The organism is Nostoc sp. CALU 1950 (genome assembly GCF_051172895.1).
In the GTDB taxonomy this organism is placed as follows: Bacteria; Cyanobacteriota; Cyanobacteriia; order Cyanobacteriales; family Nostocaceae; genus Nostoc; species Nostoc edaphicum_A.
The window spans coordinates 1-25,203 of sequence record NZ_JBDNJQ010000125.1 but is presented as its reverse complement, the minus strand read 5'-3'; the positions used below and the strand labels follow the sequence as shown (position 1 = coordinate 25,203).

General features: G+C 39.4%; 12 protein-coding genes. 3 read left to right on the top strand and 9 right to left on the bottom strand.

Features of this window, described 5'->3' with window-relative positions; all coding sequences use genetic code 11:
• Nucleotides 1-87 precede the first annotated feature (87 nt).
• The 3 genes from ABF638_RS27000 to ABF638_RS26990 form a co-directional block, all read right to left on the bottom strand.
• Nucleotides 88-5,517 carry a trifunctional serine/threonine-protein kinase/ATP-binding protein/sensor histidine kinase gene (locus ABF638_RS27000; RefSeq protein ID WP_435025968.1) on the bottom strand — a complete coding sequence of 1,810 codons (5,430 nt, stop codon included), beginning with the start codon at nucleotides 5,515-5,517 and terminating at the stop codon, nucleotides 88-90.
• 77 nt (nucleotides 5,518-5,594) lie between these two features.
• Nucleotides 5,595-10,964: a trifunctional serine/threonine-protein kinase/ATP-binding protein/sensor histidine kinase gene (locus ABF638_RS26995; protein ID WP_435025967.1), complete on the bottom strand. Its 5,370-nt coding sequence runs from the start codon at nucleotides 10,962-10,964 to the stop codon at nucleotides 5,595-5,597.
• A 27-nt stretch (nucleotides 10,965-10,991) separates the two neighbouring features.
• A complete protein-coding gene (locus ABF638_RS26990; RefSeq protein ID WP_435025966.1) occupies nucleotides 10,992-11,123 on the bottom strand; it encodes a hypothetical protein in 132 nt (43 codons plus the stop codon).
• A 266-nt stretch (nucleotides 11,124-11,389) separates the two neighbouring features.
• On the opposite strand from ABF638_RS26990, the gene ABF638_RS26985 reads away from it, so the two are divergent.
• Genes ABF638_RS26985 through ABF638_RS26975 form a run of 3 tightly spaced genes read left to right on the top strand, consistent with a single transcriptional unit; the run spans nucleotide 11,390 to nucleotide 14,163 of the window.
• Complete coding sequence (locus ABF638_RS26985; RefSeq protein ID WP_435025965.1) at nucleotides 11,390-12,475, top strand: ABC transporter substrate-binding protein; 1,086 nt, start codon at nucleotides 11,390-11,392, stop codon at nucleotides 12,473-12,475.
• A gap of 41 nt (nucleotides 12,476-12,516) precedes the next feature.
• On the top strand, nucleotides 12,517-13,404 hold the full coding sequence (locus ABF638_RS26980; RefSeq protein WP_435025969.1) for an ABC transporter permease: 888 nt from the start codon (nucleotides 12,517-12,519) through the stop codon (nucleotides 13,402-13,404).
• 54 nt (nucleotides 13,405-13,458) lie between these two features.
• Nucleotides 13,459-14,163, top strand: a complete 705-nt coding sequence (locus ABF638_RS26975; protein ID WP_435025964.1) for a Uma2 family endonuclease — start codon at nucleotides 13,459-13,461, stop codon at nucleotides 14,161-14,163.
• A 189-nt stretch (nucleotides 14,164-14,352) separates the two neighbouring features.
• Here ABF638_RS26975 and ABF638_RS26970 read toward each other — a convergent pair whose 3' ends face one another.
• From ABF638_RS26970 to ABF638_RS26945, 6 genes are all read right to left on the bottom strand, one after another.
• Nucleotides 14,353-17,976: a response regulator gene (locus tag ABF638_RS26970; RefSeq protein ID WP_435025963.1), complete on the bottom strand. Its 3,624-nt coding sequence runs from the start codon at nucleotides 17,974-17,976 to the stop codon at nucleotides 14,353-14,355.
• Nucleotides 17,973-18,353, bottom strand: coding sequence for a four helix bundle protein (locus ABF638_RS26965; RefSeq protein WP_435025962.1), 381 nt, complete (start codon nucleotides 18,351-18,353; stop codon nucleotides 17,973-17,975). The genes ABF638_RS26970 and ABF638_RS26965 overlap by 4 nt, the downstream gene beginning before the upstream one ends.
• Nucleotides 18,354-18,384: 31 nt before the next feature.
• Nucleotides 18,385-21,693 carry a GAF domain-containing protein gene (locus tag ABF638_RS26960; protein WP_435025961.1) on the bottom strand — a complete coding sequence of 1,103 codons (3,309 nt, stop codon included), beginning with the start codon at nucleotides 21,691-21,693 and terminating at the stop codon, nucleotides 18,385-18,387.
• A gap of 117 nt (nucleotides 21,694-21,810) precedes the next feature.
• Nucleotides 21,811-22,284 carry a chemotaxis protein CheW gene (locus ABF638_RS26955; protein WP_435025960.1) on the bottom strand — a complete coding sequence of 158 codons (474 nt, stop codon included), beginning with the start codon at nucleotides 22,282-22,284 and terminating at the stop codon, nucleotides 21,811-21,813.
• Nucleotides 22,285-22,408: 124 nt separating this feature from the next.
• Nucleotides 22,409-22,771 carry a response regulator transcription factor gene (locus ABF638_RS26950; protein WP_069069929.1) on the bottom strand — a complete coding sequence of 121 codons (363 nt, stop codon included), beginning with the start codon at nucleotides 22,769-22,771 and terminating at the stop codon, nucleotides 22,409-22,411.
• A gap of 489 nt (nucleotides 22,772-23,260) precedes the next feature.
• On the bottom strand, nucleotides 23,261-24,460 hold the full coding sequence (locus ABF638_RS26945; protein ID WP_435025959.1) for a response regulator: 1,200 nt from the start codon (nucleotides 24,458-24,460) through the stop codon (nucleotides 23,261-23,263).
• Nucleotides 24,461-25,203: the final 743 nt, after the last annotated feature.

Below are 25,203 nucleotides of genomic sequence, written 5' to 3'. Positions count from 1 at the left end.
ACGCGATAAATCGCCGTCTCTACAAGTGTTTTGGTCTTATCTGAACTGTATTGATATATAAAGTTGTTTATAAACAAGAGCAAAAATTTACACCGGAATTTCAATGATAAATTCTGTACCTTCACCCAAAACCGAGTTAAAACTCAATTTTCCGCCGTGGGTTTCTTCAACAATTTGACACGCGATCGCTAACCCCAATCCTGTACCTTTCCCCACAGCTTTCGTAGTAAATAAATGGTCAAATATTTTTGATTTGACTTGTTCACTCATCCCCATTCCATTATCCACAATGGCAATTTTAACTAGATTAGTTTCAACTGAGGTTGTAATGGTAATGCGGTTAGGATTGGCATTAACTTCTTCAAAGCTTCGCCCATGATTAGATTCATCTAGGGCATCAATGGCATTTGCAATCAGATTCATGAATACCTGATTTAATTGACCAGGGAAACATTCAATTTGAGGTAAATTACCGTAATTTGTAACAACTTTAATAGCGGGACGTTGTTCGTTAGCCTTGAGACGATGTTTCAAAATTAAAATTGTGCTATCAATACCTTCGTGAATGTTAAATGGCACTTTGTAGTCTTGATCGGCACGAGAGAAAGTTCTTAAACTGGTGCTGATATTTTTTAGGCGATCGCACGCCATAGACATGGAATCAATCATCTTGGGCAAGTCTTCTAAGGTATAATCCAAGTCGATTTCTTCGGCGTGGTCAATAATTTCCTCAGTTTTGTTGGGTAAAGTTTCTTGATATAATCCGAGATGTTCAACAATATCGGTAAAAGTGGGTTTAACTTGTTTGAGACTGGCAGCAATAAAACCGAGGGGATTATTCATTTCGTGAGCGACGCCAGCAACTAAATTACCTAACGCAGACATCTTTTCACTTTGGATCATTTTTAACTGGGTTTGCTGCAAGTTTTGTAATGCTTGTTCTAGCTGTTGGGAATACTCCAGCGATCGCTCATACAGTCGCGCATTTTCCAAAGAAATTGCTGCTTGGGCGCAGAGTAAGTTGAGAAGTTCGACGCGATCGCTTGTAAATGCCCCCGTCGCTAAATTATTTTCTAGATATAAAATGCCTATCAACTTACCTTGATGCAAAATCGGGCTACACAAGATACTTTTCGGCTGCTGACGGATGATATAGGGGTCATTGGCTAAGGTGCGATCAGCACTTGCATTCACCAGCACAGCAGTTTGCTTGTCATGCAAGACTTTGTAAATCAGTCTGTGGGGAATGTCCTGGCTATCTTCAATGGGAATACGCTGCAAGACAACTGGCTTTGAACCTGTGGTAATTGACCCTTTGATTAACAGGCGCGAGTCTCGCATGAGCATGAACACGCATTTATCAGCCCCCGCATTTTCGATGACGATGGTCAGCAACGATGAAAGTAGATTTTCCAGTTCGATTTCACCGGAAATAGTATGAGAAGCTTTGAGAATAGTAGCTAAATCTAAAGCCAGAGAAACATTACTACTGGATATGGCCGAACTGCTGGAGGTGACACTACCCAATGTGAACAGAGTTTCCTGAGTGGAGAGAGGAGAACGGGTTTGCTCTAATATAGGTCTAAGTAGTTGCGGATAGCGAGCTTCTAGGTCAGCGACTTTGGCTTTTGCACCCCAACGAGCATAGGCATAGTAGGCTTCAATCATGTAGTCCCCAGCAATGCGCTGTCTGCCCCAATCTAGGTAGAATTTTGCTGCCAGTTCGTTAGCAAGTGCTTCTTCTTGGGTATATTCGTTGGCTTTGGCTAGAGTTATCGCCTTGTCGTAAAACTCAATTGCTTCGGCTTTTTGTCCTAACACTCGACATTTTTCTGCCTCTACCAAATCAACCTTATGCAAATGATTCATTGGTGCATGATACGCCCATTGCTGTAACTTGGTTTGGTTTTCTATGACACCCTGCAATGCTTCTGATGTTTCATCTAACTGTGGATTTAATTGTGCCAAAGTTAGCAGAGAATCATAAAGATAAAATACTGGTTCGCTGACTAATCCCGCACCAGCCATAAAATAGCGCCTGACTTCAATAGCATGATTTTTCGCTGGCTCAATTTCTCCAAATAAGAAACAAAGCATTAGTTTATATAAATGGAAAATATACAATCCATATCCATCTTTGGCAGATTGTAGCTGCTGGAGAAATTCTGTTTCTTCAAGGGCTTTTCCAGACAAAAGGGTGGTATGTTCTGCAAAACCCAGCAGATTTAAAACAGGTTGCCAATAGATCCGGCTATAATTTGCCGTTGTCAATTGATTTAATTGCATCAAACTATGGCAGTAGGCGCAAATATCCTGCTCTAAGGTAGCGAGGGGTTGACTGCTCCAAAAAGAATTGAGACAAAAACTGTGGCCATTGTACCCAGCAAGTACCAAGTTCCCAAATTCTATGGCAGTGGTGTAACCTTCTTGCAAGAGAGGTAGTGTTTCTTTAATGTGAGATTTGCGGTGTACAACAAATAACCCCAACATCATCAAAACATCTGTTTTACTTGCTTTGGCATCGAGTTTTGAAATAATCTGGAGTGCCAGGGAAGCAAACTGCGATCCTGTATCCACGACTTGGAAGAAATTGCAGAGAATATTGGCATAGTTCGCATAGGCGACAGCAGAAGTCGATGTGTTACCGTACTGAATTGATAGTTTAACGGACAAAGTATTCAGCAATGGGTACAGCGCAGAGCCAGTGAGGTAAGCTGGTGGGCTGATGATATTAACAATTTGAAGAGTACCGAGTTTTTCTGCATCGGTCATTTCAGGCAAGTGAACCAAATCAGCGATTTCCCGATCTCCAATGAGTTCCTTAATCTGTTGGATTTCCTGTTGAATATCTGATGGTGTCGGTGTTTCAGGAAAGGTGACACCAAGCTGTTGTAAGATTGGTTGGGCGATCGCGATCGCTGATGTCAGTTTACTTTGGGAAATATGAGATTGAATTCTAATACAGTAAACGTTGACTTTTTCAGGTAAGGAGCGTGCCTGTTGAATGACAATATCAATGAATTTTTCCATCGCCTCAAAGTTACCGTTTAGCATTGCTACTTCCGCAGCTAATTCATATAAGGCGAGGGTCATTTCATACTGCTGCTGCCAAGTATTTTCTGCCAACAAAGACAATCCCACTGTCGCATATTCACGCGCTGCTTGATAGGCAGTTGAACTTTTGGCTTTGCGACAGGCAATTAAATTGAGTTGGGCTAATTCTTCACGTTGAGTTGGTTGGGTAATTAAAGCAGTTCCGTGATTTAATTGATTGACGATTTCAAAAATCCGGTCAACTCTAGCTTGTGCGGAAATCTGTTGTAGAAGCAGTTGTCCGATTTGGTAATGAGTCGTTTGTTTTTGGTCATCGGGAATTAGGGAATAGGCGGCTTGTTGAACGCGATCGTGTAAAAATTTATAAGAAACTGTCATTTGTCCATTGTCATTGGTCATTTGTTTTTGACTATCTACTAATGACAGATGACTAATGACTAATGACTCTTGTTGATAAAATTTATAAACATCACCGATCGGTAAAATCAAACCTTCTTGCAATGCTTTCCATAAATTTGCTGCGGTTTCTACTTCTGAGTGTTCTGAAACAATTGCTAATGTTGTTAGATCGAACTGATTGCCAATACAAGCGGCTAACTTCAGAATATTCTGGGTTGCTAAGGGTAACTTCTCTAACTGCAACGCCATAAATTCTACAACATCATCGGTCAAGGCTTGTTGATTAATTTTGGATAGATCGCATTGCCAACAGCCTAACTCCAAGTTAAATTGAATGAGATTTTCTTCGTGTAGGGCTTTGAGAAATTGGGTGGCAAAAAATGGGTTGCCTTTAGTTTTTTGATAGACTAATTGTGAAAGGGGTAATGCCAAATTTTCTGTACTTTTTAGGGTATCAGCGACTAATTGATTGATTTGGGATTGACTTAGGGGTGTTAGAGTAATAGTATTAATGACTGCTTGGTTTTTTTGAATTTCGCTCAAAGTCAGCATTAATGGATGGGCTGGATTGACTTCGTTATCCCGATAAGCACCAATGATGAAAAGATGACCTGTATCAGCCATTAATAGCTGCATCAACTTTAATGATGCTGAATCAGCCCATTGTAAATCATCTAAAAACATCACTAATGGATGTTCGGCGCTAGTAAAGACTTGGGTGAATTTTTGAAACAATAAATTAAAGCGATTTTGGGCTGCCGTTCCTGATAATTCTACTGCTGGTGGTTGTTCGCCAATGATTTTTTCTAATTCGGGAATGACTTCAATAATTACCTGACCGTTCTCTCCAACAGTTTCTAATATTTGATTTTTCCATTGCTCTAGTTCGACATCACTTTCGGTTAACAATTGCCCCATTAAATCCCGAAATGCTTGTACAAAAGCAGAGAAGGGAATATTGCGTTGAAATTGGTCATATTTTCCTTTGATAAAATAACCGCGTTGCCGAACGATTGGTTTATGAACTTCGTTGACAACGGCGGTTTTCCCAATACCCGAAAAACCTGCTACCAGCATCATTTCTGTTGCACCAAGACTGACTCGCTCAAATGCTTGCAGTAAAGTTTCTGCTTCGGTTTCTCGTCCGTAGAGTTTGTCGGGAATGATGAAGCGATCGCACACATCCCGTTGTGCAATATCAAAATTTTGAATTTCACCAGAAACTTGTAGCTGATATAAACATTTTTCTAAATCAAACTTCAGTCCTAATGTACTTTGATATCTGGATTCTGCATTTTTCGCCATCAGTTTCATCACGATATCACACAAAACTTGCGGAATTTTTATCCCCTTTATTTCACTTAAATTCGGTGGGTTTTTGGCAATATGACAATGGACTAACTCCATCGGATCTTTGGATTCAAAAGGTAACTTTCCTGCCAGTAATTCGTAGAAAGTTACTCCCAAAGAATAAAAGTCACTTCGATAGTCAATCCCCCGATTCATTCGACCTGTTTGTTCCGGGGAAATATAAGCGAGTGTCCCTTCTAATCCATTGGGATTTATCAAAGTTTGGGTTTCTCGTGGGAGTAAGGATGCGATACTAAAGTCGATTAATTTAATTTGTTTGGTTTCGGGATTAATTAAAATATTGGCGGGTTTGATATCTTTATGAATAATCCGCTCTCGGTAGAGTATATCTAAGGTATTGCAGAGTGCGATCGCTATTTCTAAAAACTCCTGTAGAGATTGCCCCCTTCCCTTAACTTCCCAATCCTTGAGAGAAATCCCCCCAAAGTCTTCCATCACCAGCGCATAGCCATTTTGGTATGCTTGGAGGCTGTAGGTTTGGACAATCAGGGGAGAGTTGAGATTTTTTGCAATGGTGTACTGATTCCGAAACGACAAGAGTTCGTTAAAATCTGGATATGGATTTTTCAGCAATTTAATGGCTACAGGTAATGAGTCAGCCTCCCGATAGCCTCGATAAACTACGGTTCTCGAACCATTGTAGAGTTCTTCGCTGATGCGATATCCGGGAATGCTGACAAGAGTGCTAACCATATATACTGCTAAATCCTTAGATTTCCAGGTTTAGTATTCCCAGATATCTGAAGCGTGTTTAACATTAAATACAAAACTTATACTGGGATTTCAATGATAAATTCAGTACCTTCACCCATAACTGAGTTAAAACTCAATTTTCCGCCGTGGGTTTCTTCCACAATTTGACGAGCGATCGCCAACCCTAACCCCGTTCCTTTGCCAACAGCCTTTGTAGTAAATAAATGGTCAAATATTTTTGATTTTACTTGTTCACTCATTCCCTTACCATTATCCCGAATGGCAATTTTAACTAGATTATTTGCGACTGAAGTTGTAATTATAATGCAGTTAAGATTGGCTTTAATTTCTTCAAAGCTGCGTCCGGTGTTAGATTCATCCAAGGCATCAATAGCATTTGCCAGAAGATTCATAAATACCTGATTTAATTGACCAGGAAAACACTCAACTTGAGGTAAATTACCGTAGTTAGTGACAACTTCAATAGCTGGACGTTGTTCATTGCCCTTGAGACGATGTTTCAAAATTAAAATTGTGCTATCAATGCCATCATGAATGTTAAATGGCACCTTGTAGTCTTTATCGGCACGAGAGAAAGTTCTTAAACTGGTGCTGATATTTTTTAACCTGTCGCACGCCATAGACATAGAATCAATCATCTTGGGCAAGTCTTCTAAAGTATATTCCAAGTCGATTTCTTCAGCGTGTTCAAGAATTTCATCTCCGGGAGTAGGAAACTTTTGTTCATATAGTTTCAAGTGTTTGATAAAATCGGCAAAGGTAGGTTTAGCTTGTTTTAGACTAGCAGCAATAAAACCGAGGGGATTATTCATTTCATGAGCCACCCCGGCGACTAAGTTACCCAATGCAGACATCTTTTCACTTTGCACAATTTGTAATTGAGCGCCCTGGAGTTCTTGTAAAGCTGCTTCTAGCTGTTGAGCATCTTCTAGCGATCGCTCATAAAGTCGGGCATTTTCCAAAGAAATCGCCGCCTGAGCGCAGAGTAAGTTGAGAAGTTCGACGCGATCGCTCGTGAATGCCCCCATTGCTAAATTATTTTCTAGATATAAAATGCCCATCAATTTACCTTGATGCAAAATCGGGCTGCACAAGATACTTTTGGGCTGCTGACGCATGATATAGGGGTCATTGGCTAAGGTCGGATCGGCACTTGCATCAATTAGCACAACTGTCTGCTTGTTGTGCTTAACTTTGTAAATCAGCTTCAGGGGAATATCCTGACTGTCCTCAACGGGAATTTTCTGCAACACAACTGGCTCCGAACCTTCGGTAATTGAGCCTTTAATGAGCAGGCGCGAGTCTCGCAAGAGCATTAACACACACTTATTTGCTCCCGCATTTTCAATAACAATAGAAAGCAACGATGAAAGCAGTTTTTCCAGTTCGATTTCGCTAGAAAGAGTTTGGGAAGCTTTGAGAATTGCAGCTAAATCTAAACCTACAGAGACACTAGTGGATGTGGCTCCCCTGCTGGAGGTGACACTTCCCAATGTAAAGATAGTTTCGTTAGTTGACAGGGGAGAATGGGTTTGTTGGAGGATGGGAGCAAGCAGTTGGGGATAGCGTGTTTCCAAGTCGGCGACTTTGGCTTTAGCGCCCCAGCGAGCATAACAGTAATATGCTTCCTGCATATAACCTGCGGCGACTTTCTCTTTCCCCCAGTCAAGGTAAAATTTTGCGGCTAGTTCGTTGGCTAAAGCTTCTTCTTGGATATAGCCGTTTTCTTTAGCACCTGCAATCGCGCGATCGTAGCTATCTCCTGCTTCATAATTCTTGCCTAAAACCCGATGTTGTTCAGCTTCTACTAGGTCGTATTTATGTTGAAAGTTCATCGGTGCGGAAACTGCACGATGGTGAAGTATGGCTTGATTGTTGGAAACCCGCTCCAGCAGTTCGGTTTTGTCTGTGGCATCGGTATGGGTAGCCAGTGCTGTCAGGGAATCGTAAAAGTAAAAAACTAATTCGCTGATCCCGCTTCCTGCAACTGCTAGGGTTTGACGCACTTCTATTGCATCTTGAATTGCCTGTGGATATTGATTGAGGAGATAGGAAGTAGTCAGGCTATAGACCCAATAATAATGCAATCCAATTAAATCATTAGTAGCGGTGAGTTCGGCGTGTATTTGCTCTGTTTTATTTGTCAAAGTTGACTGGTTTTGACTATTTTGGAGCCGCTCAACTGCTTGTAAAACAATCTGAGAGTAGTTTAAACATATTTTGAGATTGAGCTTGGATAGGGTATTTAAATAAGGCTCTGTTTCTGTCGCCAAAGTATTTAAATCCTTACCAACTATATAAGCGCACTGACACAAATGGTGGACGTTATAGCCTGCAAACTCTATATCGCCGACTTCCTGGCCTGTCTGGAAACCTTCCCTGTATAAAGCTAAACTGTTGCGAAAATGAGATTTATAATGGATAAAAAACGCGGCCAGGAGAAGATTAACTTTTGGCTGGATAAAACGTGCATTGAGTTTTGCCACTAGTTGTGATGACATCTGAGCAAAGTCATAAGCTGTATCCAAATCCCCTAACATATTGCTCAATAAAATCGCATAGTTAATGTAACTAAAGGCTGATAGGGAGTTATTACCTTTCTGAATCGACAACATAACTTGAGTTAGAACAATAAATGGAAATAGTTGGGAAGCAGAAAGATAGGCTGCACCGGTAACACTAGAAAGTAACTGCATAATTGCCAATGCTTCTGGTTCTGTCATCACAGGCAAATCGAGTAAATCTTCAGCAGTTCTACCATTAAGCAATTCCGTTACCTTTTCTACAGCCGATGTTATATCTGTCGGTGTCGGTTGCTCTGGAAGATAAGTGTTAAATTTGGTTAAAGCAGTCTGGGCAATCGCGATCGCCTCTTGAAATCTCCCCTGGGTTGTATAGGCTTGAATCTGGATTTCGTAGGCTTTGACGTACTCGGTCGCTTGGAGATTTGCAGCTAAAATCGTCTTTACTCCCTGCTCCATTTTCTCGTAATTACCGCACAAATACGCCGCTTCTGTTGCTCCTTCGTGCAATCCTAATATCAGGCTGGTTTGGGTCTGCCAAGCACCATCAGGCAGTAAATTTATACCTGTAGTGAAATATTTGAAAGCTGGTTCGTAAGCATTCGAGGCTTTAGCTTTGCGTCCAGCAATTAAATTAAGCTGGGCAAGATTATCTTTTTCCGATTGGTCAAGGATAATTGCGATCGCCCTGTTCCAATGGTTGACAATCTCGAAAATCTTGGGTTCTAGTTCGGTGTCTGGGGTGCTTTGTCGCAGCAACCGAGCGATCGCTAAATGAGTTGACTGTTGTTGATCTTCTGGAATCAAGGAATAGGCCGCTTGTTGAACGCGATCGTGTAAAAACCGATAAGTAGGATTTGCTGAAGCTTTGAAAACTTGTTCGCTATCCGATTGGGTGAAGAATTTATAGATTTTTGTTGTGGGAATTACTAACCCTTCTTGCAATGCTTTCCATAAAGCTGTAGCCGTTTTACCCGCAGTTTTCTCACTGACAATTACCAAAGTATTCAAATCAAATTCAGCCCCAATACAAGCCGCCAACTTCAGAACTTCCTGAGTTTCTATCGACAATTTCTGTAATTGCAACGCCATAAATTTTACTACATCATCAGTAATTGCTAAGGCTTTAACTTGAGCAATATCGCACTGCCAATGTTGAATTTTCCAATCAAAACTAATTAACTTTTCATCATGTAATGCTTTGAGAAATTGAGTCGCAAAGAAAGGATTACCCTGGGTTTTTTGATTGACTAATTTAGTTAAGGGTTTAGCTAGAGATAATTCACAATTCAGGGTACCTGCTACCAACTGATTCATGTCTGATTCCCTTAAGGCTGACAAGGTAATTGTATTTACTGTTGCCCCAGCTTTCACAATCTCATCTACAGTTAAAATAAATGGATGGACGGGAGAAACTTCATTATCCCGATAAGCACCTAATATCAATAAATATCCAGTATCTTGCATCAATAATTGTAATAAATTCAGAGATCCTGAATCTGACCATTGCAAGTCATCTAAAAACATCACTAAGGGATGTTCTTTGGTTGTGAAAACTTGCACAAAATTTTGAAATAGCAAATTAAACCGATTTTGAGCAGCACTCCCTGATAATTCTGTCGCTGGTGGCTGTTTCCCGATGATGTTTTCTAACTCGGGAATAACGTCAATTAAGACTTGTCCATTATCCCCCACTGTTTCGAGAATTTGGGTTTTCCAGGTTTGCAATTGCTCATCGGATTCTGATAATAATTGCCCCATTAAATCTCGAAATGCTTGCACAAATGCGCTAAAGGGAATATTGCGATTAAATTGGTCATATTTGCCTTTAATAAAATAACCCCGTTGTCGCACAATTGGTTTATGAACTTCATTGACAACTGCGGTTTTCCCAATCCCAGAAAAACCTGCTACTAGCATCATTTCTGTTGCCCCTAGGCTAACTCGATCAAAGGCTTGGAGGAGGGTTGATGCTTCGGTTTCTCTGCCATAAAGTTTGTCGGGGATGATGAAGCGATCGCACACATCCCGCTTACCAATTTCAAAACCCTTTATTATACCATCAACTTGTAACTGATGTAAACAATTTTCTAAATCAAACTTCAATCCCAATGCACTTTGATATCTGTCTTCAGCATTTTTTGCCATCAATTTACTGACAATTTCGGAGACTACAGACGAGATTTGTGGGTTAATTTCATGTACTAGGGGTGGAAGTTTGGCAATATGACAATGCACCAACTCCATTGGATCGTTTGATTTAAATGGTAAAACTCCAGTAAGTAACTCGTAGAATGTCATACCTAAAGAATAAAAATCAGTTCGGTAATCAATCCCCCGATTCATTCTTCCTGTTTGTTCTGGAGAAATATAAGCGAGTGTACCTTCCAACACATTGGGATTGATTAGTGTCTGCGTTTCCCGTGGTAGTAAAGATGCAATACTAAAGTCAATTAATTTAACTTGTTTGGTTTCTGGGTTAATTAAAATATTGGCGGGTTTAATATCTTTATGAATAATCCGCTCGCGGTAGAGTACATCTAAGATATTGCAGAGTGCGATCGCTATTTCTAAAAACTCCTGTAAAGATTGTCTCCCTCCCCTGACTTCCCAATCTTTGAGAGAAATCCCCCCAAAGTCTTCCATCACCAACGCATAGCCATATTGGTAGAGTTCTAGGCTATAAGTTTGGACAATCAAAGGTGAGTTGAGATTTTTGGCAATGGTGTATTGATTGCGAAACGACAAGAGTTCGCTGAAATTTGGATATGGAGTTTTTAGCAGTTTAATTACTACAGGTAATGAGTCAGTTTTTCGATACCCTCGATAAACTAGGGTTCTAGAACCATTGTAGAGTTCTCCAATGATGCGATATCCGGGAATATTGACAAAAGTGCTAACCATATTGCTAAATCCTGTAGATTTCCAGATTTAGTATTCCCAGATATCTGAAGTTTTGAGGCAATGTTTGAGAATACTATGAAGAAGCGATCGCTTCGCTGGAATATTCTGCAACTCAGGAATCTGTCGCAGCATCTCGTAGCCATCCATCTCTGGCATCATCAAGTCGTAATAATCTGGTCAGGATGAATCTCTCGCGCCTCCCGAAGTTAGGGGTGTTAGGGAATTTTGCAAGAGGTCTTTTGTAGCTCAAGCTTGATTAAATAGATTAAAAATCGTGCCTCAAACTAGCCGATAACCGTAACTTATTAACAGTTGCACAAGTAGATACACTTAAGTTAATGTTTAAACTAGCTATGAGCGCTCCAATTAAAGGCCTATCTAAAATCAATCGGCAACAACACAGAAGATGATTGACTATTAACTTCATGACTAACAGACGCCAATTTTTAAAAGGGGTGGCAGCACTTTCTAGCTTATCTTTAGCTGGTTGTGGCTGGAGGCTGGCTGAAGTACGTGCTAATCCTAATACGAATGGTCAGCGTGACCAACTTTATATCTTTACCTGGACGCAATATACTGACAATCAATTACTGAAAAATTTTAGCACCCAAACTGGTATAACAGTGCTAGCGGATGTATATGATTCCAATGATGTCATGCTAGCTAAATTCCAAGTTGGGGGCGGTGGCACTTATAGCATCATCAACCCATCTGATTACATGGTGCAGAAGATGGTAGACAAAGGTTTACTAACAGAAATAAATCACGATCGCTTAATTGGTCTAGAGAATTTATTTCCCCGGTTCCAGAATCCTAGTTATGACCCCAATAACCGCTACAGTATCCCTTTTAACTGGGGAACAACAGGTTTACTTTACAATTCCGAAAAAATAAACAATCCACCACAAGACTGGGATTACCTTTGGCAAAATCAAGAGCAACTTAATCAGCGGATGACCTTGCTCAATGATGTTCGAGAGGTGATGGGTGCAACGTTAAGAATGCTAGGTTATTCTTACAACTCAAAAAATGAACAAGAAATCAAACAAGCTTATGAAAAGTTGAAGGAACTAAAACCTGCGATCGCACGTTTTGACACCGACGCTTGGCAAAATCAAATTCTGGCAGGAGATTTACTATTAGCAATGTGTTATTCAGCAGATGCAGTGAAAATCTCTCAAGAAAACCCTAAACTCAAATATGTGGTTCCTCGCAGTGGTTCTTCATTATGGACAGACACTATTGTGATTCCCAAAACAGCCCCCAACCAAGCTGGAGCTTATGCTTGGATTAACATGATTTTGCAACCAGAAATAGCAGCCCAAATCACTCAACGTCTGAATATTTCTACACCTAATAGCGCTGGATTTGAACAATTGCCTAAAATAATCCAAAACAATTTTAATTTGTTTCCGCCAGAGTCTCTTTTACAAAATTGTGAACGTGTTACTCCTGTAGGAGATTTTGAAGAGGTTTACGATCGTTATTGGACTCAATTGACCAGCAGTTAAAACAGTTAGGAGTTAGGAGTTAAAAGTTAGGAGTGACTAATTTGGAAAAAAATGAGATTTCTAAAATAGAAGAATTGCATCATCCCGTCAGAAATTGGCTACAACCCTTGGTATTGCTTGCACCATCTGGCATTTGGTTATTACTTTTGTTGGTGCTGCCCAGTTTGATAATTTTCGAGTTAAGTTTAGTTGCAGACATCCGACCGGGAGATTTAGTCAATCCCAACGGATTCAAAAACTACATTAGAATATTTGACCCTCTTTACCTGCAAGTAATTGGGCGATCGCTATTTTTTGCGTTTGGCACCACAATAATTTGTTTAATTTTGGGCTTCCCCGTCGCCTATTGGATTGCTCAGATAGCGCCACAGCGTTGGCGAAATTTGCTGTTATTAAGCTTTGTCTTGCCTTTGTGGACTTCCTCCTTACTTCGCTCCTATGCTTGGATTACAATTCTTCGTCCTACTGGTTTATTGAATAGTTTACTCAGCAATTTAGGCTTGCCTACTTTGCAATTACTTAATCAGAGTCAAGCTGTATTGATTGGTATGAGTTACAGCTTGTTACCCTACATGGTTTTGATTTTATATGCTTCTCTCGAAAAGTTAGACAAGCAGTTGCTAGAAGCAGCAGCTGATTTAGGTGCAAATCCTGTGGAAACTTTTTTCCAAGTAACTGTACCGCAAATTTTGCCGGGAATTGCAGCTGCTTCCATGCTTGTATTCATCACAGGCTTGGGGGATTTTGTCGATCCAGAATTACTCGGTGGTGCTTCTAGTATGACGGCGGCGCGGTTAGTTTATAACCAGTTTCTTGGAGCCACCCAAAATTGGGGATTTGGTTCAGCATTAAGTATGACGTTAATTTTGCTAGTTAGTATTGCGATCGCACTTTTAATTAAGTTTGGTGAACCTACACCCAAACGTTAAACTTTTGGTCACTCATTTATAATAAAGGCATTAAACGCCAGCGAGACAACGGTTATGCTCTCACCCGATCTCAAAAATGCGTTACCAACTACCGACGAACTTCCCTGTTCAGACGATACCCCAGTGGATAACGAAGATCAAAACTTTTTGCCCAATATTTTACTCTTTTTACTTAACTCCATTTGGGCAAATCGCATGGATTGGTACTTCGGAGTAGATATGGGACTGTATCACACCACAGGAGTAAATCCTAGAGTACCTGTAGTCCCAGATGCTTTTTTAAGTCTGGGAGTAGAACGGAAAAAGGGTGGTAAATCACGCAAAAGTTACGCGGTTTGGGAAGAAAATGGGATAGTTCCAATATTCACATTAGAAATGGTATCCCATACTCCAGGCGGTGAATATGACGAGAAGCTAGATATCTACAGAAAACTCGGTGTATTGTACTACGTAATTTATAACCCTGAGTTTTGGCGACGCGACCAACATCAACCCTTTGAAGTGTATAAGTTGCTCGATGGAAACTACCAATTACAAATAGGTGAACCCTATTTAATGCCAGAGGTGGGTTTAGGTATAGGACGACACCAAGCTGTAATTGGCGGGATACAACAGGAGTTTTTATGTTGGTATGACGAGCGAGGAAATCGCTATTTGACAGATGCAGAACAGGCACAACAAGAGCGATCGCGGGCTGAACAGTTAGCGCAGTATTTACGTTCTCTAGGTGTAGATCCAAATAATCTACCTGGTAATTAAGGCGATGGTATTTCCAAAAATATCAAACTGCAACGCGAGAGTCATTAGTCCTTGAGATACCACACCCACTATTTAATGTGGTTTGAATTAGTCCGATAATTAAGAAAGTTTTCCGCCCACCATAAAAGCAGAGCTAGGGGCGGAGTATGTACCAAAATTCTGTTTGCTCAATGACTAATGACTACTTAATCAATAATTTGTCACCATGACTAAATGGTTAGAATCATCTCTATTACTGTTAATTAACCCCTTAATTGTAGAGAGAAACTCATGCTCTAAATAAGGCTTAGTCAAGTAAGCCTTGGCACCCAATTCCTGAGCAAGCTGGCGGTGTTTTTCCGCGCTACGAGAAGTCAGAATAACTACAGGTATTTTGCCTAAATTGGGGTATTGACGGAAATTACTCAACAACTCAAAACCATTCATTCGTGGCATCTCTAAATCGGAGACAACAACTTGAATTTCTGGATGTAACTGTAACTTTTCTAGAGCTTCTACGCCATTCTGGGCTTGTATTACTTGATAGCCAGCTTTTTGTAGAGTGAGAGAGAGAGTTTGCCGGAGACTAATTGCGTCATCTACTACCAAAACAACTTTTGGTGATTTATTATCTGGCTCTTGAGATTGACTTGGCTGGGTTTCTATAGTTGTTGTGGAAGTATATGCAGTAAGTAATGGTGTAGATGAAAAAGTATGTCCCGATATCGGCAAGACTTTTTTATTTGACGACGAAGCTACTGGTAGCGCTCTGATATCAAGTGTTGTTTGTTGAATCTCGCTAGACTTTACCAGCAACGAAGCATCAATCACTAAGATGAGATTACCATTGGCTAAACTACTACAACCATAAATATATTTTGGTGGTGCGATCGCATTTCCTAAAGGTCTAATTACCAGTTCTTGTTCACCAATTATTTGGTCAACTTCTAAAGCAATTTTTCCCTGATTTCGTCGTAGTAAAAGCACCGGATTCTTTGCTACGCTTGGATCGTGAGCATTTGATGCGTTGTATGAAGTAGCACTATTAAAGAATGAACCATTATAATCAATCAGCTTTGAAAGTTGACGAAGGCTGACCATCGTCTCATCATTGTCTGTGTTCAAATGCAAGACTTTATTCCCTTCAATTTCTTTAATCTGTTGATCGGAGGGAATCAATATTTTTTCTACACTATCCAAAAGTAGGGCATAAACCACACCTTTGGCTTGAACTAGCATTAATTTTTCTGTAGTCATAGAAAAAGGAATTTTGAGTATAAAGATTGTTCCTTGATTGGGTAAGGATTGAACTGAAATTGAGCCATTGAGTGCGTGCATCTGAGTACGCACAATATCTAAACCCATACCACGCCCAGAAATGTCACTCACTTTATTAGCAGTAGAAAACCCAGGTGCAAATATCAAATCTAAAAGTTCAGATTCAGGCAAATTAGAAGCATAGCTTCTAGTTTTTTCTTCAGTTTGTATGGGATAAAGTTCAGCAGCTTTTCTACGAATTCTGTCTAAATTTAATCCTTGACCATCATCCCTAACCTCAATAACAGTTTGGCTACCCTGATGATAGGCGCAGATTTCAATTAAACCTTGTTCTGGTTTACCAAGCTCTCGACGAAGTTGCGGAGCTTCAATCCCGTGGTCAAAAGCATTACGTACTAAGTGTAACAAGGGATCGTAGAGCTTTTCTGCGATCGCTTTATCTACTAGAACTTCACTACCAATAAGTTTCAATTCTACAAGTTTGGCATGAACATTCCCCAACTTATCTACCATGTGGGGGAAGCGATTTAGAATATTGCCCAAAGGCGACATTCGTGCTTCTACTAAACTATCTATAATATTAAGAGTTAAATTTTCTTGTTTGTCACTAATTTGAGCAGCTTGGGTCAAAAGCAAGTCGAGAGATTCTGTGGTTTCTTGTAGTTGCAGTGTCTCTTCTATCGCTTCATGCAATGTCATCTGAAATTCTGTATATACATCCATTTCTAGGGAGTCAAAATCCACTGCAAAACTTTGCGTTTGTTGTGAGCTTATATTTTGTATTTGTAATGGTAAATCGCGTAATTCATTTAAAGTTGTTTGGTGTCTAGTGAGTTGCTGTATTAATTGCTCAATTATTTCTTTGACTTGTTCATCTTGCAATCCACGCCGTTTTTGATAAATCAGCAATTCTCCTGCTAGATAATTGAGGTGTTGCAGTCTCTCTGTATCTACTCGAATAAATGAAGGTTGGCGAAAGTTTTTAGTTTGAACATACTGTGATTTATCTTCTATTTCTTTGTTGATGTGTGTAGCCAAATCAGGCATGACTTCAATAGCTGTTTCAGAAACATTGATAACTACCTGCTCACTGACAGTTAAAGAATCAAGCTTTTCTGAAGAATCATCAGTCTGGAACGTCACGACTTCCGCAGCAATATCTTGGCTCACTTCTTCTCCCCATATCGCTTCTAGGAAGTTATCAGTTGTTTGGGGTGATACAGATATCTCTTTAATAACTAACAGTGTTTGTAGTCTAGGACTATCAAGCCAATTTTTCTCTTCGCCAGTAACAGGAGGATAATTTTTATATTCTTTTGCTAATTTATAAATTTGGTTTTGTAGGATTTTAATTACTGAGAGGTAGGCATCAGATGGTTTAAGAGAATATTGAAATTTTGCAACTGCAAATAAAATAATTAAGATGATACCATGTCTATAAATATAAAGACTTTGACTATCTTCTTCATCTTGGACAAAATCAAGGAATTTTTTCAGCCAGCTTTCGATATACTTAAGTAAACTTTTTATTTCTAATGTGGGAACTAGTAAAGACAAACTTAGTTCTGCTTCTGGTATTTCCATCTGGTGATTAAACCAGCCAAAAATATAGCGAATTACCTTTAAATAAAACTTGGCAGTTGTTGGATTGACCGATTCATTTTTATTGTGATCAGATGTAGTGATAAACTGGTAAAAATGTTCTTCATTGGTGATAAATGTGCCAGTAGATGAATTGTTTTGCAATTCTTCAGATAACTCATGATTTTCCACAATTGTGAGTTTTAGTAAACCTGGAGAAGGTTTTCCACCAGATGTGCGATCGCCATCTAATACTAATTTTTGTGCTTGTTGTAAATCTGCAAGAGCAATTTCTGCAATTTGCTTCACCTGGGTGGGATTTGCTTGCAGAGCCGACATAATCCTTTGGGAAATTTCTCCCAATCCAGGTAAGTTTAGAGATTCTGCCAAGCCGAAAAATACTTCGGCTTGAGACTGTAAAAATTCAATCAATTCGGTATTGCTTGGTGGATTATTAACAGCATCAGCAATACTGTTTAGACGTTGCTCTACTCCCACTTCAAAAACGGACTGCACAATATCAAATCCCAATTCTTCAGAAGTGGGAATATGAGACTCAGCACCAAAAGCATCACCCAACTTTTCTTGCAACTGTGCAAAGACTGAAGTTGCTCGGTGAAGCAATTCTTCATCATTAACAGTACTGCCGATTAGCTCAGTATTTAATGCTATACTCAGACACTCATAAGCTTGTAATAAAAGTGTTTGTAATTCGGCATCAACTACCACTGTTGGATTATAGAGAGCCTTAAATACATCTTCTAAAAAATGGGCTATCATCTTAATTACTTCTAATCCAACATTAGCAGCACCACCTTTAAGTGTATGGGTAGCTCGCATTAAGTTGTGAATTTTTGCAGTGCTATAACCTTCCGATAAGCTAAAAAGTTCTTGTTCAATAATTTGGACTAATTCCGGGGCTTCAGCCAGAAAGTAGATGTATCCTTGTTCGCGAATTTCTTTATCTGTAATCATATTTTGGATTTTAAATTTTGGATTTTGGATTTGTTACGTAAAGTTTTAATTGATGCAACTGTCATTGCAAGAATTTCGGTGTTTTCTGACATCAAATTGCTCACTTTTTCCAGTGGTAATAAACCAACCTCAACAATAAGTTCCATCAAATAAAGACTTTCATCGGCTTCTTCCTCTACCAAGCTGAGTTTAGCAATGACATCGGTGGTTGACTTACCACGACAAGCTGACCGATAGTTAGCTCCCACAGATGTTGCTGAACGGATTAGCTGCTTGCCAATTACATCTGCCGTTCGGCTCTGCGGAAGAGCTTCTACTAAGCGGATTACTCGCAATGCTAGCTGCTTTGTTCTCCGCTTAAAATTCTCCTCATTCATAATCCAAAATCTAAAATCTAAAATCTAAAATTCATTTGACTTTAAATTTGCTAGAAGTTGTTAACAACTCTTGCGCCATCCCTGATAAATCTTGGAACACAGTAGCAATTTCTTGAGATTCAGCAAAAGTTTTATTGGCAATTTCTGCTACATCTTGCATTGATTTTGTTACTGTTACAGATTGCGTCATTTGTTTTTGGGTCGCTGCGGTAATTCGCTCGATTAGTTGACTAATTTCGGCAGTTGCAGAAACGATCGCATTTAAGTTTTGGCGAGTATCACTGACAAGATTTGTACCTTCTACCACCTGCTGAATGCCAATTTCCATCGCTACTGCAACTTCTCCGGTTTCTGCTTGAATCTCTTGGACTAATTTTTCTATTTCGATGGTTGCTGCTGCTGACTGGCGAGATAAAGAACGGACTTCATCAGCTACAACTGCAAAGCCTTTGCCATATTCACCGGCACGGGTGGCTTCAATGGCAGCATTCAGAGCCAGTACGTTTGTCTGTGTGGCAAAATTACCAATCAAATTCACCACTTTGGAGATTTTTTGCGAAGATTCACTGAGGCGTTTAATCTTTTTGCTGGTTTGAGCAACGGTGTCCCGAATTCCTTGGATTGCTTTTACAGTTAGGTTCATCGCAGTATCACCAGACTCTACAGTTTGATTGGCTTGTTGCACTGCTAGTTGCACTAACTCGGCATTTGCGACCACAGCTTGAGTAGAGTCCACCATCTGTTGAATATCACCTAAGGCTGCGGTAATTTCCTCAGATTGTTGTTGCGCTAGATTGGTCAATCCCGCTAGTGAAGCATCGCTATTGCTAGAAGTTTGGGCAACTTGTTGAGCAGCCCCTTGTACCTGAATAACGATTTGCCGCAGTGCTTGCAGAGTATTATTGTAAGCATCTGCAATCGTTCCTAGTTCGTCTTCTGTAATTGGTGCGCGTACCGTTAAGTCGCCGTTGAGAGCGGGTCTAAGGGCTGTTAGAAGTTGAATAGATCGTTGTTGTAGTAACTCCTTAGCTGCCTTTTCCCGTGCTGCTGCTTCTGCTAATTTTGCTGACTGCGCTTGTACTTGTTGCAAATACTCGGTATGTTGTAATGCCAGTCCTAACTGGCTACCAATGCGTGATAACAAAGTGACTTCCGATTCTTCCCAATCACGAGTTCCCGAATTTTGATAAGCTGCCAGCAAGCCCCACAATTGTTCCCCAGCAAATACAGGAACAATTACATAAGCTTTAACTTCAAATTGCTCTAAAATTTCAATGTGGCAAGGAGAATGACCTACCTGATAGATGTCATTTACAGCAAAGCTTTCACCCTGGACATATCGACCTCCCTGAGTTTCTTGTAAGTGGGTATCTTCCCAGACAGTTTTGATATCGGGGCCTACCAGTTTTACCCAAAGATGACCTGCTGATTCCGCTACAAATTCACCACTCCAGTTAGGGTTGAAACGATAGACAGCGACGCGATCGCACCGCAGTAATTGTCTTACTTCTTGAGTGGTGGTTTTGAAGATTTCTTCTACATCTAAAGATTGCCGAATGCGGTTACTGATCTTGGTGACAGCTTTTTCTTGTTCCGCTATTTGAGCTAGTTTATCAGATTTCACCCGCACTAATTCCAAATAGTCGATCTGGGATTTAGCTAGGCTAAATTGCAAGCTAGTCTGAACCAAAAAGTTAACTTCCCAAGTTTGCCATTCACGGGAGCTAGAATTTTGATAAGCTGCCAGCAAGCCCCACAATTTATCTCCGAAGAATATAGGAACAATTATGTAAGCTTTGGCTTCAAACTGCTCTAAAATCTCAATGTGACAGGGAGCAAGCCCTACTTCATAGATGTCATTTACAACAAAGTTTTCACCTCTAACATACCTACCTCCCTTAGTTTCTTGCAAGTAGGTATCGTCCAAAACGGTTTTAATATCAGGACCTACAAGTTTTGTCCAACCAGTACCCACAGACTCAGCCACAAATTCGCCACCCCAATCAGGGTTAAAGCGATAGACAGCGACGCGATCGCATTGTAGTGATTGACGCACTTCTTGAGTGGTTGTTTTGAAGACGCTTTCTACATCTGAAGATTGTCGGATGCGGTTGACTATTTTAGTGAAAACTTTCTCTTGTTCAACTATTTGAGCTAGTTGGTCAGATTTCGTCTGCACTTGTTCCAGATATTCCCCTTGTGAGATAGCCACACCAAATTGCAGTCCAATTTGAGTCACAAAGCTTTCTTCCCAAGGTTGCCAATCACGAGGCCCAGAATTTTGGTAAGCTGCCAGCAAACCCCATAGTTTTTCTCCAGAAAATATTGGCGCAATGACGTAAGACTTCATTTCATACTGCTCTAAAATGTCAATGTGACATTGAGAATGGCCCATTTGATAAATGTCATTGGCCACAAAGGTTTCACCTTTGGCATAACGTCCTCCTTGAGTGTCTTGCAAGTGGGTATCTTCCCAGACCATGTAAAAATCAGGGCCTACCATTTTTACCCAACCATTACCCACTGACTCAGCTACAAACTCGCCACTCCAGTCAGGTTTGAAGCGATATACACCGACGCGATCGCATTTTAGTAATTGACGTACTTCTTGAGTGGTTGTTTGAAAAAGCTTATCAACATTTGATACCCGCAGAATTTTGTCGATGACTTTAGCTACCGATTTTTTTGCTAGTATCCGCTGTTGCTGTTCTTTTTGGAATTCAAAGCTCTGCAATTTATAGGTCAGTTCTGTTGTAATTTGAGATAGTAGACTAATTTCTACTTCTTGCCACTGTCGTATTGAGTAGCAATTATTTACTGACAATAATCCCCATACTTTACCTTCTACTAAAATCGGCAAACTCAAACTAGCTTTAATTTGAAATTTATCTAGCAGTTGCTTTTGATAAGGTGTAAGTTGTATCTGATTTATATCGTCAATAACTACAGATTCTATATAGTCTTGATTGGTATATAAGCCAAAAATAATTCCGGGAATATTTTCGCCTAAAGTCGGTGTCCAACCTAGTGTTCTGGATTCTGCTAAAACATTACCTGATTCCCGCGAAGTAAACTGATAAATTAAGACGCGATCGCAGCCAATCTTTTCTCTAATCTGCGCTACAGTGATTTTAAGTAATGTATCTAGGTCTGGCGCTTGGCGCATGTGAGTTGTGATGTCTTGCAATTGTCGCCGCCAAGTTTTAAATTCCTGAGCGATCGCATTTAATAAAGTTATTTCATTGCTAGCAATATTCGCTATATTAGCGTTCCCATTTTGATTTTCTAATTCAGAGATTAGATGCTCATTTTCCTGGCTACTGTTATACAGAAATGTCATGTGATTAACCTCAAAACTTGTGATGGATAATAATTTGATATGTGGCAGCTAAGAGTTATTTGGCATTTGGTCATTACAGATTAGGGATAGTCTTCCTAATTAACCATTACTAAATGTTCAATTATGAATCCTCCACATGGGAGATTGGATAATAGTTGTGGCATCTAAATTAAAAATCATGTCCTCCGCATCACTAATAAAGTATCCCTGTAAAAAAGGTGATATTTTCGGATAAAATAATTCAGCAGTTGCGGGTTTCATTTCCTTAGTATCTAGCCATTCAATATCTATAAGCTGTCGCACCAATAAACCCAAATATTTACCCTTGTTTTCCAGAACAATCGCCATCATTCTTGAAAGTAAATTTGGCCCTTGCAAAATCGGAGGATAACCTAACATTGCCTCTAAATCCACTAACCAAAGCATTTCACCACGCCAGTTATAAATACCCAAAACGCTACTAGGCATTTGAGGAACGGCACATATTTCAGGTAATGGCACTTGCAAAACTTCTGTAATGTGTTGTAACGAAATTACGGCTGTATCACTTACTCCCAAATTAAAACTTAAAAACTTTTCCTGTGTTTCCAAAGTTATTGATCCTTTGTCCTTTATTATTTATCTTTAGCCACTATTTACAGTTATTGTTTGTTCTTGTAGAGGTTCTATCTGAGAAATAGTAACTTCTAATGATTGTTGATTTATGACATTTTTACTAATTAAGTAATCGCTTTAAAATTACCACTAGCTCGTCTCGATCAATCGGTTTTGATAGATAACCATCAGCGCCCAACATATTACCCCAAATTTTATCTACATCACTATTTTTTGTAGAGCAAAAAACCACAGGTATTTTGCTAGTGTTGGGATTATTTTTCAGTTCTCTGCAAATTTCAAAGCCACTTTTACCCGGTAAAATTACGTCGAGAAATATTAAGTCTGGCTTATTTTTATCTATTTTGTCTTGAGCCTCTTCACTGCTAGTGGCGCTCATCACAGAATAACCTGCCTGTTGTAAGTAACGGCTGATTATTTCCATATCTGTTAAGCCATCTTCAACAACTAAAACAGTATTCATGGTAATTACTCGTTAAATTTTTCTCAAAATGTAAACAAATTATATATCCAAATCCTAAATGATTTTCCAAACAAGACATGGAAGGGACTAGAGACTAGCCCTAACCCCTTTGCCCTAACCAATATTTCACAAATCAAATAGGACTGCTATAAATACAAAAATTTGTATTTGTCTAATTTTGGTTCAATCTTTATGTATCAACCTCAGAAAAAGTACGTAATAAACATAACTTAATATGTATTTGAATATAAAATATTTTTATCATCAAATTTAGAATTTTCAATCAAAAATTCCAAAATTTAAAATGCCTGAGAGTAAGCGAATCTAAAATCCAAAATTTAAAATTAATTAACAGAGCCAGTGACTTGATTGCTGGAGTAAAGCTGAAATCTAAAATAGTTTGACCTCAATAATTTAATTTTTACTGAGGTGAAAAAGCCTATAATCTTTGCAGAAGAATTCAGAATAAAAAATAGCCTCTAATTCTTCCTAATTACAAACCTCTAAATTAGATTTACTCTTTTCGGTGAATACAGTCGGTGTAGGTAAATATTTACGTACTATACCCATTACCTTATCAGCCACTACAGGTTTGGTGAGAAAATCTGTAGAACCAACTACTTTGGCACGAACTCTATCTAAAAGACCATCACTACCCGTTAATATAATTATTGGCGTGTTGGAAAAGGTAGATATTCGTCGCAACTGAGTACAAATTTCGTAACCACTAGCAACTGGCATAATCAAATCCAAGAAAATCAAGTCTGGTTTATCCTGAATGAGAATTGGTAAAGCTTGTACAGCATCTTGAATCTTGACAAACCTTAATCCATTAGAAGTGATAATATCCTCTAGCATTTTGCATACTTGAGGGCTATCATCAACGCAAGCCACTAATGGAGCAATCCGCTTTTTTGCTTGTGTGGTGGTAGAGTTATTGTTGACTTCAGTAATTCCTAAAGGCAAGTCAGGTACTTCCACCAATTCAATTATTCCTTTAAGGATATAGGGAAGCAAGGAACGCGTGAGTGGTAGTACACTCTGCTTCATTTTCATGGCTAAATCTCGCAGAGTGAATTTGCCATTGATTAAATTCACAAAGTTTTTGTAGACAGATGGACTTACCATCTGCTCAAGTTGTTCTGGTCGCCGCAGAATTGGTGCTAAGTCAGGAGAAAAATTTGCTAAACCAGCTTCTGACCAAATTTTCCACGAGTCTTGCATGTGCTTTACAGACATTTCTGCACTCGTGAAGCTCATTGGAGTTTCTAAGATAACTTCTTGGCTGCGATTGCAACTTATAGATGCAAAGTTTCCTTGCAGAGCTAGGTCAAATAATAGTTCTGCTATCGTGTTATCGACAATAGAGTTAATCTGATCTCGCTGGATTTTCTGTTTTTTATACAAAACTTCTAGAAGGCGATAATCCCAGTAATCGATTGATAGGTCTTGCAAACGCAACTGTAACTTATCAACATCAATCTGCGGACAATGTTGAGCTATATGTCTACGCCAACGTCGGAAGGGATGAGTTCCCCCTGTTGCCCAAACCATTCGTCCCAGCCGATAGTAAAAAGTCCATTGGCTGCCTTTTGAACTCTTAATATTTAATTTGCCATTATATTGCAACTGGGTACAAGTTTTAAATTCATTTACAAGATTATTTGAAATAACTTCCCGATGGGACATAGTTTGTTCCTTTTGTAAAAAAGCCAACCCTTAAAAAACCCACGCTAGCTATATAGTGGTCAGCAGATATGTGAATAAGTGGAAATACATTTGGTATATAGCAGTCTAAATCAAGATTATTAAAAGCAAGGAAGATGAGAAGATAGCAAAACTATGCTATGAAATAATTTATCGAACAGAATTCAGAATTCAGGAGTCAGGAGTCAGAATTCATTCTGAATTCTGTATGACTGGCGGATAGCGCAGCGTTAGCGAGTCATTGAGCGTCTGAATAATTGGGTTTAAGACCCCCACCAAATTGAAAATTTGGTGGTCTTCAATTCCTGCGCGGTCTGAATCCCCGACTGATAGCGCAGCGTTAGCGAGTCCGCGAGCGTCTTGATTCTGAGTCCTGAATTCTGACTTCTGAATTCTTCTTCATTTAGCATAGAGTTTTATTGGCAGACTTTAGTTTTCTGCTAATATTTATGACTTAAGGGGGTTGCCATAGTCCTCATCGTGATGTAAGCAGTATTGATATATCATTTTAAGAATTTTCATACTGAATCATATCCGTATAAGTTCTGAATTTTTGTTTAAAAAAGATTAGCATCTCTAGAGAGTTCTACTTTCATTATTGAGATTGACAATAAATATTAAAAATATTTATTTAAGTTTACTATTCTTAATTATCCTAGCTAATGTCAGGTTTTCTAGGGAATATTTTTCTAAAAAAAGGCGTGCTACTAAGAGAAGTAGCACGC

Excerpts from the sequence above, each read along its gene's own strand:
- ABF638_RS26990 (WP_435025966.1), bottom strand. The coding sequence starts at position 11,123 with ATGATGCCAGAGATGGATGGCTACGAGATGCTGCGACAGATTCCTGAG.
- ABF638_RS26950 (WP_069069929.1), bottom strand. The coding sequence starts at position 22,771 with ATGAATACTGTTTTAGTTGTTGAAGATGGCTTAACAGATATGGAAATA.
- ABF638_RS26970 (WP_435025963.1), bottom strand. The coding sequence starts at position 17,976 with ATGATTACAGATAAAGAAATTCGCGAACAAGGATACATCTACTTTCTG.
- ABF638_RS26960 (WP_435025961.1), bottom strand. The coding sequence starts at position 21,693 with ATGACATTTCTGTATAACAGTAGCCAGGAAAATGAGCATCTAATCTCT.
- ABF638_RS26985 (WP_435025965.1), top strand. The coding sequence starts at position 11,390 with ATGACTAACAGACGCCAATTTTTAAAAGGGGTGGCAGCACTTTCTAGC.
- ABF638_RS26965 (WP_435025962.1), bottom strand. The coding sequence starts at position 18,353 with ATGAATGAGGAGAATTTTAAGCGGAGAACAAAGCAGCTAGCATTGCGA.
- ABF638_RS26995 (WP_435025967.1), bottom strand. The coding sequence starts at position 10,964 with ATGGTTAGCACTTTTGTCAATATTCCCGGATATCGCATCATTGGAGAA.
- ABF638_RS26975 (WP_435025964.1), top strand. The coding sequence starts at position 13,459 with ATGCTCTCACCCGATCTCAAAAATGCGTTACCAACTACCGACGAACTT.
- ABF638_RS26945 (WP_435025959.1), bottom strand. The coding sequence starts at position 24,460 with ATGTCCCATCGGGAAGTTATTTCAAATAATCTTGTAAATGAATTTAAA.
- ABF638_RS27000 (WP_435025968.1), bottom strand. The coding sequence starts at position 5,517 with ATGGTTAGCACTCTTGTCAGCATTCCCGGATATCGCATCAGCGAAGAA.